This window comes from Adlercreutzia sp. St.1H8 (assembly GCF_059728655.1).
In genome coordinates this window covers 1,366,188-1,379,906 of the sequence record NZ_AP039376.1, presented here as the reverse complement: position 1 = coordinate 1,379,906, position 13,719 = coordinate 1,366,188, and the positions used below count along the sequence as shown (strand labels likewise).

The window sequence follows — 13,719 nt, the reverse complement described above, 5'->3', positions numbered from 1 at the left end:
CATCGACTGCTAGGCGTCGATGCCCTCGACGAGCTGCGCGGCGCTCATGCCGAGGGCGGCCGCCACCTTGACGATGGTCGAGAGCTGAGGGTCGGCCATGTTGGAGACCAGCGAGCGCCTTATGGCGTCAACCGAGACGTCGCTCGCTATCGCCAGCTCGCGCTGCGTGATGCCGCTCGCGCCCAGCGCCGTGAGAAAGTTGCCGCGAAGGCGCACCACGTCGTAGGGGGCCTCCTCCGCGCTGAATGGTTGTCTCATGATACCTCCTCGGGGACTGGGCCGCCGCCCCTCGTCGCGCAAGGCAGCGGCCCGGGGACTTCGCGCTCGGGCTTACCGTCCGAGCGACTTGTCGCAGACGTCCTGCATGCAAGCCTCCATGCGCTCGCACCACCCCTCGGCCGTGAGGTCGACGTCGGCGCTGAAATGCGAGAGGGCGACGCGGGCGAGGAGCTTGTGACGTTCGTCGGCGCGCAGGTCGCGCCACGCCTTGGCGCCCGCCCGCTGCGCGACGCCGTCCCATGCCTCGACGAAGGTCGCCATCTGCTCGCCGTAGCACCACGCGTAATACTCCGCCCCACCCTTCAACATGCGGTCGAAGGCGTAGGCGTCCGCGGGGGCGTCGGGCCCAGGCGCCGACCCCGCGCCGAGCACCTCCCCCTCGACCTCCTCGCGCAGCGCGCCCGCGTCGATGCGCCACGCGCCGCAGACGGTGGGCACGTCGTCCTCGAGGCTCCAATCGAGCTTCCCGTGGCACGCAGGGCACGACACGCGGCCGACGTTGACGCAACCGCCGCGATCGTCGAAGCTGCCGTCGGGGTTCAGGGCGTAGGTGCCCTCTTCGGTGTAGTCGAGGTGGTCGATCTCCGCATGGCAAAGGGGGCAGTGGAAGTCGCTCATGTCCTTGATCCTCTCTCGTCTGATCCGCGCCCGCCGGATGCAAGCGCCGCTTGCCTCGGCCTGCCTGCCGAGGGCCCCGCAGGGCCCGCGGGGGTCAGGGGACGCTGCGCGAAGGGCCCCGCAGGGGCCCGCAACCTCCACCAACGCGCCCCTGAGGGGGCGGGATTGTGCGAGGTTTCGCGGGGCGCCCTTGACGCGCGCGGGGCCGGAGGGGAACAGCCTCCCCGGCGCGTGAGGGGAGGAGGGGAGGGGTGCAGGGGAGCCCCGCGGCTCCCCTGCCGGGGGATCCGGGGCGAGCAGCCCCGGAGGCCAGGATCGCCTGATGCGCCCAAACGCGAGGACGTACGAGGCCTGCGCCGTACCGTGGTATGTCCGTATCCCGGTACGGTGCAGGCCTCGTACCGGGATACGGACATACGGCTCTCACGGCAGATCGCAGGTGAGTTCCTCGTCGCACTCCACGCACTTCACGCGCACGGCCCTCGTCGCCCTGACGCTCATGCCGCATCGGGGGCAGGTGTACTTCCTCGTGCTTGACGGCCTCTTGGCGGCGGAGGCGGCCGCGGGCCTGCCGAGCCTGTGGAGCTCCCTGAGCTCACCCTCCACCTTCTTGAAGGCGCCCTGCCGTGCCATCAGGAGGAGGCTGTCCCCCGGCGAGGTCAGCGACCACCCGATCCTCTTGTCGTAGGCGATCACGAGCCCCCTCTTCTCCGCCTCGATGCGGAACCTCCCGTTGTGGTAGGTTCCGCCCCGTGACGTGTCCTTGATGCCCTGCTCGTGGCAGTGCAGGTGGACCATCTCGTGGAGGAGGGTGGCCATGACCTCCGCCACGGGCCGGCCTATGGTCTCGGCTCCGAGGTTGATCTCGTGGAAGGCGTCCTCGCCGCTGGCCCAGGATCTCCACGGCGTGAAGTGCCCGTAGGCGGAGGGGGTGGGGGAGACGGTTATCACCGGGCGGCCGAGCCGTCCGCCGCGCAGACCCACTCCTCGCTCAGGCCCTCTCGAACGCGGCGAGCCTCAGGCTGAGCCTGGGCTCCTCCCCTGGCGCCGCCATCACGCGGCCCGCCCGGCCGGCGTGCGGATGCAGGCCCGGGCGACGAGGCCGGCCATCTGCCCGTCGAGCGTCTGCTGCCTCCGGCAGAGGCGCCGCAGGCGTCTGCGCGCCTCGTCGAGCCACCGGCAGTCCGGGATTTCCCAGCTCAGGTGCATCCCGATCATGAGGCGCAGCGTGGCGCGCTCGCTTGCGATGGCGTCCGCCTCGGCGCTCAGGCGCTCGAACCGCTCCAGCTCCTCTGGAGTGAGGAGCACTTTGCTCTCAACCATGCTCGCTCCTCCCTAGCGCCCGATTGTGCCCTCGGCGACCCAGCCATCCCGCCAGTTGCCGTCGGCCTCGCCCACGTGGACGTAGATCCCCCGCCCAGACTCGCCCGTCATGGGGACGACCCAGAAGCCGTCCTCGCCGTTGGCGAGGAGCTGGCACGTCCGCCCCTTCGCGTCCAGGACGGTAGACGACTCGCAGTCGCCCTCGCAGCAGTCGATCTCGTAGCCCTCGAGGGAGACGTCCACCTCCACCCATCCGTCTCCATCGGGCATATGCCCGGATCGCGCCGCCACATAGCCGGCCTTGAGCACGGCCTCGGTCGAATCGACGCGGCGCTGCCAAATCCTGAAGTCACCCATTTTCGTCTCCCTTCTTACTCCGTCGCCTCGCGCAGGGCCTCGACCAGGTCTGCGTGGTAGCTCCCATGCGACCAGTCTCCCGCCGCCTCGTCGTAGCCCCAGGCCACGACATAGGGGTGGTGCGGATTCGCCTGGCGCAGCAGGATCGCCGCCTGGAGGCCGCGCCAGATGACCACGTAGCCCTGCTTGCTCTCGTCCCTGTAGGCAGCCTTCTCGTCGCTCATGTCCTTGATCCTCTCTCGTCTGATCCGCGCCCGCCGGATGCAAGCGCCGCTTGCCTCGGCCTGCCTGCCGAGGGCCCCGCAGGGCCCGCGGGGGTCAGGGGACGCTGCGCGAAGGGCCCCGCAGGGGCCCGCAACCTCCACCAACGCGCCCCTGAGGGGGCGGGATTGTGCGAGGTTTCGCGGGGCGCCCTTGACGCGCGCGGGGCCGGAGGGGAACAGCCTCCCCGGCGCGTGAGGGGAGGAGGGGAGGGGTGCAGGGGAGCCCCGCGGCTCCCCTGCCGGGGGATCCGGGGCGAGCAGCCCCGGAGGCCAGGATCGCCGTGCCGCGACCCACGGGTACGGCCGTACTGCGGTACTGGCGTACCCTGGTACTGGAGTACCGGGGTACGGGAAGCGGCCGCCCGGGGCGCTAGGTCGGGAGACGAGGGCGGAGGCCGCTCGCGGGCGCTACAGCACCCCCGCGAGGGCGAGGACGACGCCCGCCGCGCACGCCTCCACGCCCGCGACCACGGCCAGGGCCTCCAGGACGAAGGCGCGGCGGCCGAGCCTTCGCTCCAGGCCCCCGTCGAAAATGGCAGCTGCTCCCGCGGCGGCAGCCAGCGCTCCGATGACGGAGAGAGCCATCGCATCCTCCTTTCTCGGGGACTCGCGCTCTAACGCGACGGTACTCGGGTATGCCCGTACCGCGATACGGAGTACGGGTATACCGCGGTACGGAGTCGCCTGCGCGGCGGCTACGACTCGCCGAGCCTGCGCGCCGTCTCCAGCTCGTCGGCCAGGTAGGCGTCGAGCGCCTCCATGAAAATCTGGGACTTGGTGAGCCCCTCGCCGCGGCTAGACCACAGGCGCAGGTCGAGCGCGCGGTGGTACTCCTCGGGCATCGTGACGGTGGTCTGGCGCCGCCCCGGCGCGGCGGCGCCGGGCGCCCCCTTGCCGCCGCGCGCTCCCTTGGGCGCGGCCGGGGCGGGCTCGGCGGCGTCAGCGCGGATGAGGCCCGCGACGAGGTCGGCCGTGCCGATGGGGGACTGTCCCCCCGAGAGCGAGCGCGCCATCCCTACCCCACCTCCCCGACGAACTCCGCGGCGAAGGCCTCGTAGTCCCGGAACTTGAGGTTGCGCCGGCCGTCCTTGGCGTGAGACTGCCTGATGCGAGTGGAGTAGACCCCGACTCCTGCCTCACGCGCCAGCTCGGCGATCTCCTCGGCCAGGAGGGCGGGAGACTCGGCCTGGGTCGAGTAGCGGCACACCAGCACCCCGTCGACGGACACGGCCGGGTTGCTGTAGCGGCGGATGGCGTCGACCGTGTCGATGACGCCCTGGAGCCCGCGCACGGACTCCTCCTCGGCGAACACGGGGATGATGACGCGCGTGGCCGCGTTGAGGGCCATGATGGTCATGACCGACAGGTTGCCGGGGGTGTCGACGATGACGTAGTCGTAGGGAGCGCCCTCGAGCAGCTCGCGGAGGCGATACTGCGCCCCGACGTTGGCGACGTCCGAGAGCGTCTGCTCGGCCGCGCCGACGGCGGCTCCTCCGGCGGCGAGGCCCACCGGGGCGCCGCGCACCTCTATGTCCTGGACGCAGTCGCAGAAGTCGTAGCGCTCGGCCACGAGCGCGTGGGCGATCCCCTCCACGGTGGACATGTCCGCCCCCATGGTGGAGGAGAGGCATCCCGGGGAGTGGTCCAGGTCGACGATGACGACTGACTTTCCGGCCTTCGAGAGCTGCCCGGCGAGCTCGCGGGCGGTGGTGGACTTGGCCACTCCGCCCTTGGGGTTGACGATGGCAACCACGCAGGGATCTGCCATGATGGCACCTGCCTTTCCGTTGATTCCGACACGGGTGACAAGCCGCGGAATCCCCGGGTCACAGGGCGATACGAACGTACATTCGTATCCTTGTACCGCCGTACGCCGATACCTCGGTATGGCGGTACGACCATGTGACGGTACGGCAGTATACACGTACCGCCGTACCTACGGGCGGCTTTTAAGCCTCATGTTGGGAAAACGTCGCTGAAGAAGACCTGCGAAGTGTGTGCTTTTCATGGATGGCAGGAAATATTTTTCATCGATCAGGACACGCGGGCAAAAGGGAGGAATAGGTAAAACCCCAGGTCAGGGAAAAACTTTCATTACTTTACATAACATATATTATCGATAATCGATTTATCTCACAGAGGAACGCCAGCACATGAACGTCAATTACTGCCTTTGAGAGGCCTGGGCGTTTACCGCTAGCCCCAGATTGAGGTGCCGGGATCCTTGGCCGCTTCACCAGAACCGACTCCGCCGCCCTGAGGCAGGTCATACGCCTCGTAGAGCGACGACAAGTCGCCGGTCTGAATAGCCTGGATCATAGCCGGCAACACTGACGCCAAGGCGATGGCGTTCAGCGTGAGCGCCAGAGCGCAGACGATGGCGCCCAGCACTGCCGAACGCCGTATGCGCGATGCGTAGATGGCCAGGCCTGGCGCAACGCCCTCAGCGATGACGCGGCGCGTCTTGACGAGAGCCATAAGCGCACATATCACTCCGACGCCGCTCAGCACGACGCCGCCGATCAGAAGCGAGAGCGGCCCCGCTATCGTCGCCACGGTCACAAGTGTCTGAGCTGACTTCAACTGACGCAGTCCGCCATCAGCCGAAGGCTGGTCAAAGGGGGTCTGGGGAGGCTGATTTTGGGCCTCGGTCATCATTTCCTGCCTTCCGTTGAAAAACAGGCCTTCTAACCTGCGGTTTTATAAACGAGGCTCTGAGAGCCGTTCTAAGGCCCTATGTTGTCCTTCCATGGGTAAATACTCATGGAAATGAAGGTTTTTCCTGAGCCCTGGCAGCTTAATATACCATCCGGCATCGAAATGACGATTGCCTCGCTTCGAATTACACGGATGGATCACCGGATTGGAGCCATTCCGTAGGAACTCCTACGAAGAGACGCCGCTGCTTCCGAACCCACCGCTGCCGCGCTGCGTATCGTCAAGCGACTCTACGGTCACAGGCATGACCGCGGGCGCCGCGACGATCATGAGCTGCGCGATACGGTCACCGACGTGAATCTCGAAGGGCTCCTTCAGGTCAAGGTTCATGAGGACGACCTTGACCTCGCCGCGATAGCCGCTGTCGATGAGGCCCGGCGCGTTGACGACGGTAATACCCCGTTGAGCCGCCAGACCGCTACGCGGGATGACAAGGCCCGCGTAGCCTTGCGGGATAGCCATCGCAAAGCCGCAGGAAACAACCGCCCGTTCGAGCGGCCCAAGCGTAAGCGCCTCGGCTGCGCGCAGATCAAGCCCCGCATCTCCTTCGTGGGCATAGCTGGGAAGCTTGTTTGAAAAATCGAACATTTGTATAGGCAAGGGGAGAGGCATGCTGGTTTCCTAAGAAAGATCGTTGAGCGCGCTGGCAAACTCCTCGACGCTCTGGAAGTCCTTGTAGACGCTCATGAAGCGAATGTACGCCACGTCGTCAAGCGGGGCGAGACGCGCCATGACCAGATCGCCCAGATCCTTGGAGCGAATCTCCCCCCTCGGCGAAGCGCTCAGATCGTTCTCTATGCCATTAATGAGGGACTCGATCTGCTGGGGCGTGATCGGCCGCTTCGCGCAGGCACTCAGGAGGCCGCGCATGAGCTTCTGGCGATCGAAGGCCTCAGAGGATCCGTCGGACTTGATGACGATGACGGGATTCTCACCCCGACGCTCATACGTGGTGAAGCGATGTCCGCAGGAAAGGCACTCGCGCCGGCGGCGAATGGCGGCACCGTCATCAGCAGGACGGGAGTCGACCACCTTCGATTCGGGGTGACTGCATACGGGACAGAGCATGGCACTCCTTCAACTTGGATAAGCAGGGTAATAATATAACCTAAGAGCGCCCTCGGGAAGCAGCCTCATCGACGAGCTGATGCTGATTCACCGTATTCTGTCCACAGCGCCAATCGCGCGAGCTTGCGAGAGCTACCGCGCGATTGGCTATGCCGCCCGCGAACGCAGCAACGGGGCGGTCTCGAAAAGGCCTAGAACGGCATGAGGAGCGCGCCAAACGACAACGCGCATCCGATGCCGAGCAGAATGGCCGACTGGCGGCTCGTGAGGCTCGTCGGGTTCTTCGCCTCAGGCTTGCGCGCCGGGGGCTCTGACAGGGCCGGAAACGCTATGATGCGGGCCCGCGCGGCCGCAGTATAAGGCCGGGGCTTGAGCGCGGAGGTACCCGCGACAGGACAACTTCTTTCGCAATTCCTCATTTTTCTTCCTCCCAGCTCTTGCTTAGAACCTTTGTTCGTTGATATAATAGGCCGAACAAAAGTTCATGTCAACAACTACTTCAAACATTTGTTCCTATAGAGTGAAAGGAAGGGATCATGGCCCAGAAGGTCACCAAGCGCCAGCAGGCGGTTTTGGATTGCATCGAGGACTGTATCCGCGAGAAGGGGTACGGCCCCACCGTGCGCGAGGTCTGCGAGGCGCTGGGGCTGTCGTCCCCCTCAACCGTGCACGTTCACCTCAAGGCCCTCGAGGACAAGGGCTACATCAAGCGCGACCCGCTCAAGTCCCGCTCCATCGCCCTCACCTATCACCTTGATCGCGATGACGACGTGGCCAACGTGGCGTCTCCCGCCTTCAGCAAGCTGGTGAACGTGCCCCTCGTCGGCAACGTGGCTGCCGGCTCTCCCATCTTAGCCGAGGAGAACATCACCGACACCATCACCCTGCCTACCGACATCGTCGGAGACTCGCCGTCCTTCCTGCTCTCCGTTCGCGGGGAGTCCATGATCGAAGCCGGCATCAACGACGGCGACTACGTGGTGGTCAAGGAGCAGCCTGTCGCCAACAACGGCGACATCGTGGTGGCCATCATCGATGATGGCGCCACAGTCAAGCGCTTCTTCAAGGAAGCCGACCACATCAGGCTCCAGCCGGAGAACTCCACGATGGATCCCATCATCACAACTGATTGCTCCATTGCCGGCAAGGTCGTCGCAGTCTTCCGACGCCTCTAGCGAGAACCTCTGGCAAAGCATAGGCAGCGCCAGGATGACGCGAAAACGCGCAGCCAGAGCAGAAAAACGGGAAGAGGGGAGTGATGCCACCGCGGCGCCACTCCCCTCCCCTTTCATCTCGCTGCCTGCCGTCTGCTCACGTTCGCGCCGCTCACGCCTGGCAGACGAGGTGCGGGGAGGCAACGACGGCGGCTCCCCTATCTGCGAGGTGCGCGTCGCCCAAGGACGTGAGCCAAGCGCGCCCCGACGAGAGGGTTCCCAAGGGCCTACGGCTCAGCTCCCCCTCCCTGACGAGAGGGGCACCTAGCGTGGACGCGGGCCTATCACCCCCCCCCCCGACGGAGGAAGGCTCCAAGAGCCTGCGCCTCGATCCCCCGTGACGAGAGACTGCCCCAAGAGCCTACAGCCCGTCCCCCCTGACGAGGGAAGGCTCCCCAAGAGCCTGCGGCGCGCCGAACATCCTGCTCGACGGGGGAAGGCTCTCAAGAGTGAGGGCTAAGCGCCCCGACGAGAGGGACACACCCCAAGGACGCAGGCTCAGCACATCCGCCTCCCTCCTGGGAGCATGCGCACCCCTCCCCAGGCCGCCTCGGGCCGCCCTCCCCTACGCGCCCTCTACGCAAAAGGGCTCGAAGACGCCGGCGTAGGCCGGGCCCACGAGCAGCACAAGGCGCGTGCCGGCCTCCTCATGCGTCTCGGAGACGATATGACAGCGCTCGTGGGCCACCGACACCAGATCCCCGCGCTGATAGGGGATGAGCACCTCCAGGTGCGCGTCAGCGGCGGCTGCGGCCTGGGCGATGCGCTCGACGAGCTCGCCTGTCCCCTCCCCCGTCTCAGCCGACACGCGCAGGGCCAGCGGATAGCGGCCCTCCAGGGCGGTGCGTGCCTCCCCGTCGAGCAGATCCACCTTGTTGAACACCTCGAGGCGCGGGATGTCCTGGGCGCCTATCTGGTCGAGCACCTCCTGGACGGCCTCGATCTGACCCTCATACTCCGGCGACGACGCATCCACCACATGTAGGATCAGATCAGCCCCCGTGATCTCGTCAAGCGTCGACTTGAACGCCTCCACCAGCGTGGTCGGCAGCTTCTGGATGAACCCGACCGTATCGGTGATGGTGATCTCCCGGCCCTCAGGCAGCTCGAACTTGCGGGTGGTGGAGTCGAGCGTGGCGAACAGCTTGTCGTAGCTGAGCACGTCAGCATCGGTCAGGCGGTTGATGAGGCTCGACTTCCCTGCGTTGGTGTAGCCGGCCAGCGCCACCTTGAACATGCCGCTTGCATAGCGGCTCTCGCGCTGGACGGCGCGCACCTCGGCCAGGTGAGCCAGCTCGCGCTTGATGGAGGTGATGCGCTTGCGCACCATGCGGCGGTCGACTTCGAGCTGGCTCTCGCCCTCGCCGAAGCGCGACCCCACGCCGCCTCCCATGCGGTTGGAGGCCAGGTGCGCCCACATGCCGCGCAGACGCGGCAGCAGGTACTGGTTCTGGGCCAAGCGCACCTGCAGGCGGCCCTCCTTGCTCGTGGCATGGAGGGCGAAGATGTCGAGGATGAGCGCCGTGCGGTCGATGACCTTCACGTCCCGTCCCACGATCTTCTCCAAGTTGGACTGCTGGGACGGCGTCAGCTCGTCATCGAATATGACGAGGTCGGCAGCGTGGGCGCGCGCCAGATCGGCGATCTCCTCAGCCTTGCCGCTTCCCACGAACGTGCGCGGGTTGGGTGCATCGAGCCTCTGGGTGGTCACGGCCACCGTCTCGGCGCCGGCGGTGTCGGCCAGCCGCTCCAGCTCGGCCAGAGACGAGGCTAGGGGCCACTTGAGCCCCGGCCGCTCGACGCCGACGAGGACGGCGCGCTCGCGCCGCTCCTCGGCGAGGGTCTTCGGCCCCCGCTCGATCACCGATTCAAACTCAGTCATAGGCGTTCCTCTCAAAACCGCCCGAAGGCGGGGTGCGACCGCTACGATGGCAAGGGCTCCGCCAAGCGCTCGAGCTCCCCCTCGATGGCCTCCAGCGCCGCGCGTGCGATGGCGGGGGCATCCCCAGAGTCGGCATCGACCCAGCGGACGCGCGCATCCTGCCGAAACCACGAGCGCTGTCGCTTCGCGTAGCGACGCGTGGCCGTCTTAATGGCCTCCACAGCCTCGGAGAGGGCACAACGTCCCTCCAGGGCCTCTACGATCTCCTTGTAGCCGATGGCCTGCGGCGCAGTGACGCCCGCGCGAAAGTCGCCCTCCAGGAGCCCCCGCACCTCCTCAACGAGCCCCGTGGTCACCATCGCGTCAACCCGGCGGTCGATGCGCTCACGCAGAAGGGCTGGATCCACGGCCAGGCCCACGAACACGGCGGGAACCGCCTGGGGCAGCGTCGCCAGGTTGCGCTTCTGCTCGGCATACGACCCACCCTCGGCCAGAAGCTCGAAGGCCCGCGCCACGCGCCGCACGTTGTTCGGATGAATCACCGCAGCACTCGCCGGGTCGACTTCCCGCAGCCGCTCCCAGAGCGCCTGGGCACCCCGCTCGGCGGCAAGCGCCATGCACCGCTCGCGCACGGGGTTTTCCACCTGCTCACCCGCCGGGAAGTCGTAGGCATCCACTGCCGCGCGCACGTAGAGCCCCGTCCCGCCGGCCAGCACCGGATAGGCGCCACGCCCATCGATGGCCGCGAAGCACGCGCGGGCGTAAGGCTGGAAGAGCGCCGCGGAATACGGCTCGCCCGGATCCACCAGGTCGAGCCCGTGGTGCGGCACGCGGCGCTCGCCCACGGGGATCTTTCCCGTGCCGATGTCCATGCCGCGGTAGACCTGCATGGAGTCCGCGCTTACCACCTCACCCGGCAGGGCCAGGGCAAGCTCCTGGGCGACGTCGGTCTTGCCCGACGCCGTCGGCCCCACCACGCAGACGACGGGCCTCATGGGCGCGCCACGCCGCCGTCGGCCACCGTGCCGGCCAAATACCACGTGCGTGCTTCGTCCACGCGGACGGGCACCACGGCCCCCACCAGCTCATCGACGCTTCGGCCCTCGGGCAGCGGCGCGTGGACGGTCTGGTTCTTGGGGCTCTTGCCCGCAAGCATGGCCCCATCGCGCTTGGAGACTCCCTCCACCAGCACGTCAACCACCTTCCCGAGCTCAGCCTGGTTCGCCTCGTAGGCGCAGCGCTGCACGGCCTCCACAAGGCGGTCGAAGCGCTCCTGGATCACCTCGCGCGGCGTGTCGTCGACCAGCTTCGCCGCCGGCGTTCCCTCGCGCTTGGAGTAGATGAAGGTGAACACCTGGCTGTAGCCCACCTCCTCCACAAGCGAGAGCGTCTGGAGGAAGTCCTCCTCAGTCTCGCCGGGGAACCCGACGATGATGTCGGTGGAAAGCGCAATGCCCGGACACGCCTCGCGCAGCTTGGCGATAAGCCCGAGGTAATGCTCGCGCGTGTAGCGGCGGTTCATGGCCGCCAGAATACGGTCGGAACCCGACTGAGCCGGCAGGTGCAGCGCCGGCATGAGCGAGCGCAGCGTGCCGAAGCGGGCGATGACCTCGTCGGTGAGGTCCTTCGGATGGCTCGTAGCGAAGCGCAGCCGCTCGATGCCCGTGGCATCTACCGCATCGAGCACGTCCACGAAGCGCGGCTCGCCATAGAGATCGCGCCCGTAGGAGTTCACGTTCTGGCCGAGCAGCGTGATCTCGCGCACGCCAGCCTCCACGTAGCCGCGCGCCTCCTCGGCGATGTCCTCGAGCGTGCGGGACTTCTCGCGCCCGCGCACATAGGGCACGATGCAGTACGAGCAGAAGTTGTCGCAGCCTACGGTGATGGGCAGCCAGGCGGCCCAGGAGTGCTCGCGAGCCGTCGGCAGCGTCGTCGGGAAGTCCGCGGAGGACTCGAGCACCTCCACATGGTGCGCGCCATCGGCGACGGCAGCAGAGAGAAGGCCCGGCAGCGAGCCGAGGTTGTGGGTGCCGAACACCACGTCAAGATGGGGAAGCTGCTTGGTGAGCTTCTCGCCGTCGCGCTGGCCGATGCAGCCCCCCACCGCGACGATGCGCTTGGAAAGCGGCGTGCCCGCGCGCAGCGGCACGTTCTTGAGCGAGGCGACCTGCCCGTAGAGCCGCACGTCGGCAGCCTCGCGCACGCAGCAGGTCATGAAGACGACGATGTCAGCCTCCTCGATGGTCTCGACCATCGAGGCGCCCAGCCCCTCGAGCATGCCCGCGATGCGCTCGGAGTCATGCTTGTTCATCTGGCAGCCGAAGGTGTGGATGCAGAAGGTCATCCGGTCGAAGGTAGGAGTCATGAGGTCCTTTGGGGTCGGAGGTATGGGAAGGCGCGTCGCGCGAGCGGCTCCCCGGCACGCCGGGCGCCTACGAGCGCGTCTCTCCCCCATCAGCGGTGCCGCGCAGGTAGCGAGGCTCCACGGCGAAGCGGATGGCCGTGCGGTACTCGCCGTCGATGACGATGTCGGCGAAGGACGGCACGCACATGATCTCGATGCCGATGGGCGAGAGGAAGCCGCGGGAGATAGCGATGGCCTTGACCGCCTGGTTGACGGCGCCGGCGCCGACGGCCTGGATCTCGACGGCCACGCCGTCCTTGATCATGCCGGCGATGGCGCCCGCCACCGAGGCGGGAGAAGACTTGGAGGAAACTTTCAGGCAGCCGATCTCCGGCTTGGGGTCTGTCGTTGACACGTGTTGTCCTTGTCGTGCGCTTCGTTTGGTGATCGTTCAGTGCTGCGTTTCGCGGTGCGATGCCCCGAGGGGCCAACCGTTAGGCTGTCGGTCATTTTACCGATAAACCCCAGGCAGCGCAACCGGCAACGCGCCTGATCAACAAGCTAGCGGAGCTTCTCCACGGGGATGGTGATGCGAATGGCGTCGCCCCCCGCGCGCACCTCCGGCTCGACTGAGGGATCGAGGTAGTAGCGCTCGGCTATGTCAGCGAACACGCGACCCACCGACGCCTTGAGCGCGTCTGCGTCATCAGGGGCGAGCACCAGGCCGCGCCCGTCCCTCGAAGGCGCCGGCGCACGGCGAACCTTGCGCGCGACGGGCCGTGCGAAGCTCTCTGCCTGGAGGCGGTCCATAAGCGAGGGCACCGGGCCGATCTGCCCGTCGATGATGCGCCGCGCACTCCGCTCGGAGAGCGTGAGACCCATCTCGTCGGCAAGCGCCGCGAGCGCGGCGGGGTCAGCCGCCGCCGCGAGGCGCTTCACTGCCGGCAGCGCCGTCGCGTCCTCGCAGAAGGCCCGCGCAGCGGCTGAGGTGGTGGCCATGCCGAAGGCGTAGAGGGTGGCCGCCACCTCGGTGAACGAGCCGCAGTAGACGCTGCAGTCGCGTCGGTGCTCGAGGGCGAACTCCGCGGCGGTGCGCAGGATGTTCTTCGGCCCGCGCATGGCATGGGCGCCGCCCTCCTGCACCTCGAAGCTGGGAAACGTCGACTGGTCCGTCTTCTCGCCTAGGCGGTCGAGGTCCGTGGTGACGGCGAGCGCCGAGCCGAGCCCCGGCGCCGACGAGGCCACACGCGCCTCCTCGGCGTTCACCGCGATGGAGTAGAGCGCCATGCCGCGCCCGTGCATCCCCCACTTGTCCATGCGCGCCGTGTCGAGCTTGGAGGTGACGCGCGGCTCGAAGATGCGGCTGTGCATGGCCTCGGGGATGCCGGCGCCGTCATCGACGATGACGAGCGAGCGGGCCGTGTCGTCGCGCTGGACGGCGAGGAAGATGTTGCGCGCCCCGGCGTCGCGGGCGTTGCGCAGCATCTCGATGACGATGTCCTCCGTGCAGCGGATGTCCTGAGCCGCCTGCCGGCGCTCCGCCTCGGAGCTCCTAAGACGGACGAAGCCATCCCCGAGGTCATCTTCGACCCGGAGATGGCTCTCGCCGCACACGGACTCCACGAAGGAGCCGAGCGAATCCTCTGTCATGGG

The 13,719-nt window shown here is 67.2% G+C and carries 18 protein-coding genes; 1 reads left to right on the top strand and 17 read right to left on the bottom strand.

All coding sequences use genetic code 11. From position 1 onward, the window contains the following. Positions 1-9: 9 nt before the first annotated feature. The 12 genes from AC6I0Y_RS05245 to nrdR all read right to left on the bottom strand — a co-directional run bounded on the left by AC6I0Y_RS05245 (position 10) and on the right by nrdR (position 6,626). Positions 10-258, bottom strand: coding sequence for a helix-turn-helix domain-containing protein (locus AC6I0Y_RS05245; protein ID WP_160710593.1), 249 nt, complete (start codon positions 256-258; stop codon positions 10-12). 72 nt (positions 259-330) lie between these two features. Beyond that, a complete protein-coding gene (locus tag AC6I0Y_RS05240) occupies positions 331-897 on the bottom strand; it encodes a hypothetical protein (RefSeq protein WP_160710594.1) in 567 nt (188 codons plus the stop codon). 423 nt (positions 898-1,320) lie between these two features. Beyond that, positions 1,321-1,881 carry a hypothetical protein gene (locus AC6I0Y_RS05235; RefSeq protein WP_497733544.1) on the bottom strand — a complete coding sequence of 187 codons (561 nt, stop codon included), beginning with the start codon at positions 1,879-1,881 and terminating at the stop codon, positions 1,321-1,323. Positions 1,882-1,950: 69 nt separating this feature from the next. Further along, entirely contained in the window at positions 1,951-2,220 is a 270-nt protein-coding gene (locus AC6I0Y_RS05230) for a hypothetical protein (protein WP_160710629.1), read from the bottom strand. A gap of 12 nt (positions 2,221-2,232) precedes the next feature. Further along, positions 2,233-2,577: a hypothetical protein gene (locus AC6I0Y_RS05225; protein ID WP_497733541.1), complete on the bottom strand. Its 345-nt coding sequence runs from the start codon at positions 2,575-2,577 to the stop codon at positions 2,233-2,235. Between the two features lie 14 nt (positions 2,578-2,591). Beyond that, a complete protein-coding gene (locus AC6I0Y_RS05220; protein ID WP_497733536.1) occupies positions 2,592-2,801 on the bottom strand; it encodes a hypothetical protein in 210 nt (69 codons plus the stop codon). Positions 2,802-3,248: 447 nt separating this feature from the next. After that, positions 3,249-3,425 carry a hypothetical protein gene (locus tag AC6I0Y_RS05215; protein WP_160710669.1) on the bottom strand — a complete coding sequence of 59 codons (177 nt, stop codon included), beginning with the start codon at positions 3,423-3,425 and terminating at the stop codon, positions 3,249-3,251. 110 nt (positions 3,426-3,535) lie between these two features. Beyond that, positions 3,536-3,853, bottom strand: coding sequence for a hypothetical protein (locus AC6I0Y_RS05210; RefSeq protein WP_497733534.1), 318 nt, complete (start codon positions 3,851-3,853; stop codon positions 3,536-3,538). 2 nt (positions 3,854-3,855) lie between these two features. After that, positions 3,856-4,608 (bottom strand): ParA family protein, encoded by a 753-nt coding sequence (locus tag AC6I0Y_RS05205; protein ID WP_160708814.1) that lies wholly within the window; start codon positions 4,606-4,608, stop codon positions 3,856-3,858. A gap of 428 nt (positions 4,609-5,036) precedes the next feature. Beyond that, positions 5,037-5,498, bottom strand: a complete 462-nt coding sequence (locus AC6I0Y_RS05200) for a hypothetical protein (protein WP_497733532.1) — start codon at positions 5,496-5,498, stop codon at positions 5,037-5,039. Between the two features lie 228 nt (positions 5,499-5,726). Continuing rightward, on the bottom strand, positions 5,727-6,170 hold the full coding sequence (gene dut, locus AC6I0Y_RS05195; RefSeq protein WP_497733530.1) for a dUTP diphosphatase: 444 nt from the start codon (positions 6,168-6,170) through the stop codon (positions 5,727-5,729). A gap of 9 nt (positions 6,171-6,179) precedes the next feature. Further along, the gene (gene nrdR / locus AC6I0Y_RS05190) at positions 6,180-6,626 is read right to left on the bottom strand and encodes a transcriptional regulator NrdR (protein ID WP_160708820.1); all 447 of its coding nucleotides are present in this window, start codon (positions 6,624-6,626) and stop codon (positions 6,180-6,182) included. Positions 6,627-7,162: 536 nt separating this feature from the next. On the opposite strand from nrdR, the gene lexA reads away from it, so the two are divergent. After that, complete coding sequence (gene lexA / locus AC6I0Y_RS05185; RefSeq protein WP_160708822.1) at positions 7,163-7,801, top strand: transcriptional repressor LexA; 639 nt, start codon at positions 7,163-7,165, stop codon at positions 7,799-7,801. Between the two features lie 604 nt (positions 7,802-8,405). Here lexA and hflX read toward each other — a convergent pair. The 5 genes from hflX to AC6I0Y_RS05160 all read right to left on the bottom strand — a co-directional run bounded on the left by hflX (position 8,406) and on the right by AC6I0Y_RS05160 (position 13,716). Continuing rightward, positions 8,406-9,722: a GTPase HflX gene (gene hflX / locus AC6I0Y_RS05180; protein ID WP_497733527.1), complete on the bottom strand. Its 1,317-nt coding sequence runs from the start codon at positions 9,720-9,722 to the stop codon at positions 8,406-8,408. Between the two features lie 41 nt (positions 9,723-9,763). Then, a complete protein-coding gene (miaA, locus tag AC6I0Y_RS05175; RefSeq protein WP_497733525.1) occupies positions 9,764-10,717 on the bottom strand; it encodes a tRNA (adenosine(37)-N6)-dimethylallyltransferase MiaA in 954 nt (317 codons plus the stop codon). Further along, the gene (miaB, locus tag AC6I0Y_RS05170; RefSeq protein WP_497733523.1) at positions 10,714-12,087 is read right to left on the bottom strand and encodes a tRNA (N6-isopentenyl adenosine(37)-C2)-methylthiotransferase MiaB; all 1,374 of its coding nucleotides are present in this window, start codon (positions 12,085-12,087) and stop codon (positions 10,714-10,716) included. Before miaB ends, miaA begins: the two co-directional genes overlap by 4 nt. A 67-nt stretch (positions 12,088-12,154) precedes the next feature. Next, on the bottom strand, positions 12,155-12,481 hold the full coding sequence (locus AC6I0Y_RS05165) for a stage V sporulation protein S (protein WP_160708828.1): 327 nt from the start codon (positions 12,479-12,481) through the stop codon (positions 12,155-12,157). A gap of 146 nt (positions 12,482-12,627) precedes the next feature. Further along, positions 12,628-13,716: an ATP-binding protein gene (locus AC6I0Y_RS05160; protein ID WP_497733521.1), complete on the bottom strand. Its 1,089-nt coding sequence runs from the start codon at positions 13,714-13,716 to the stop codon at positions 12,628-12,630. Positions 13,717-13,719 lie beyond the last annotated feature (3 nt).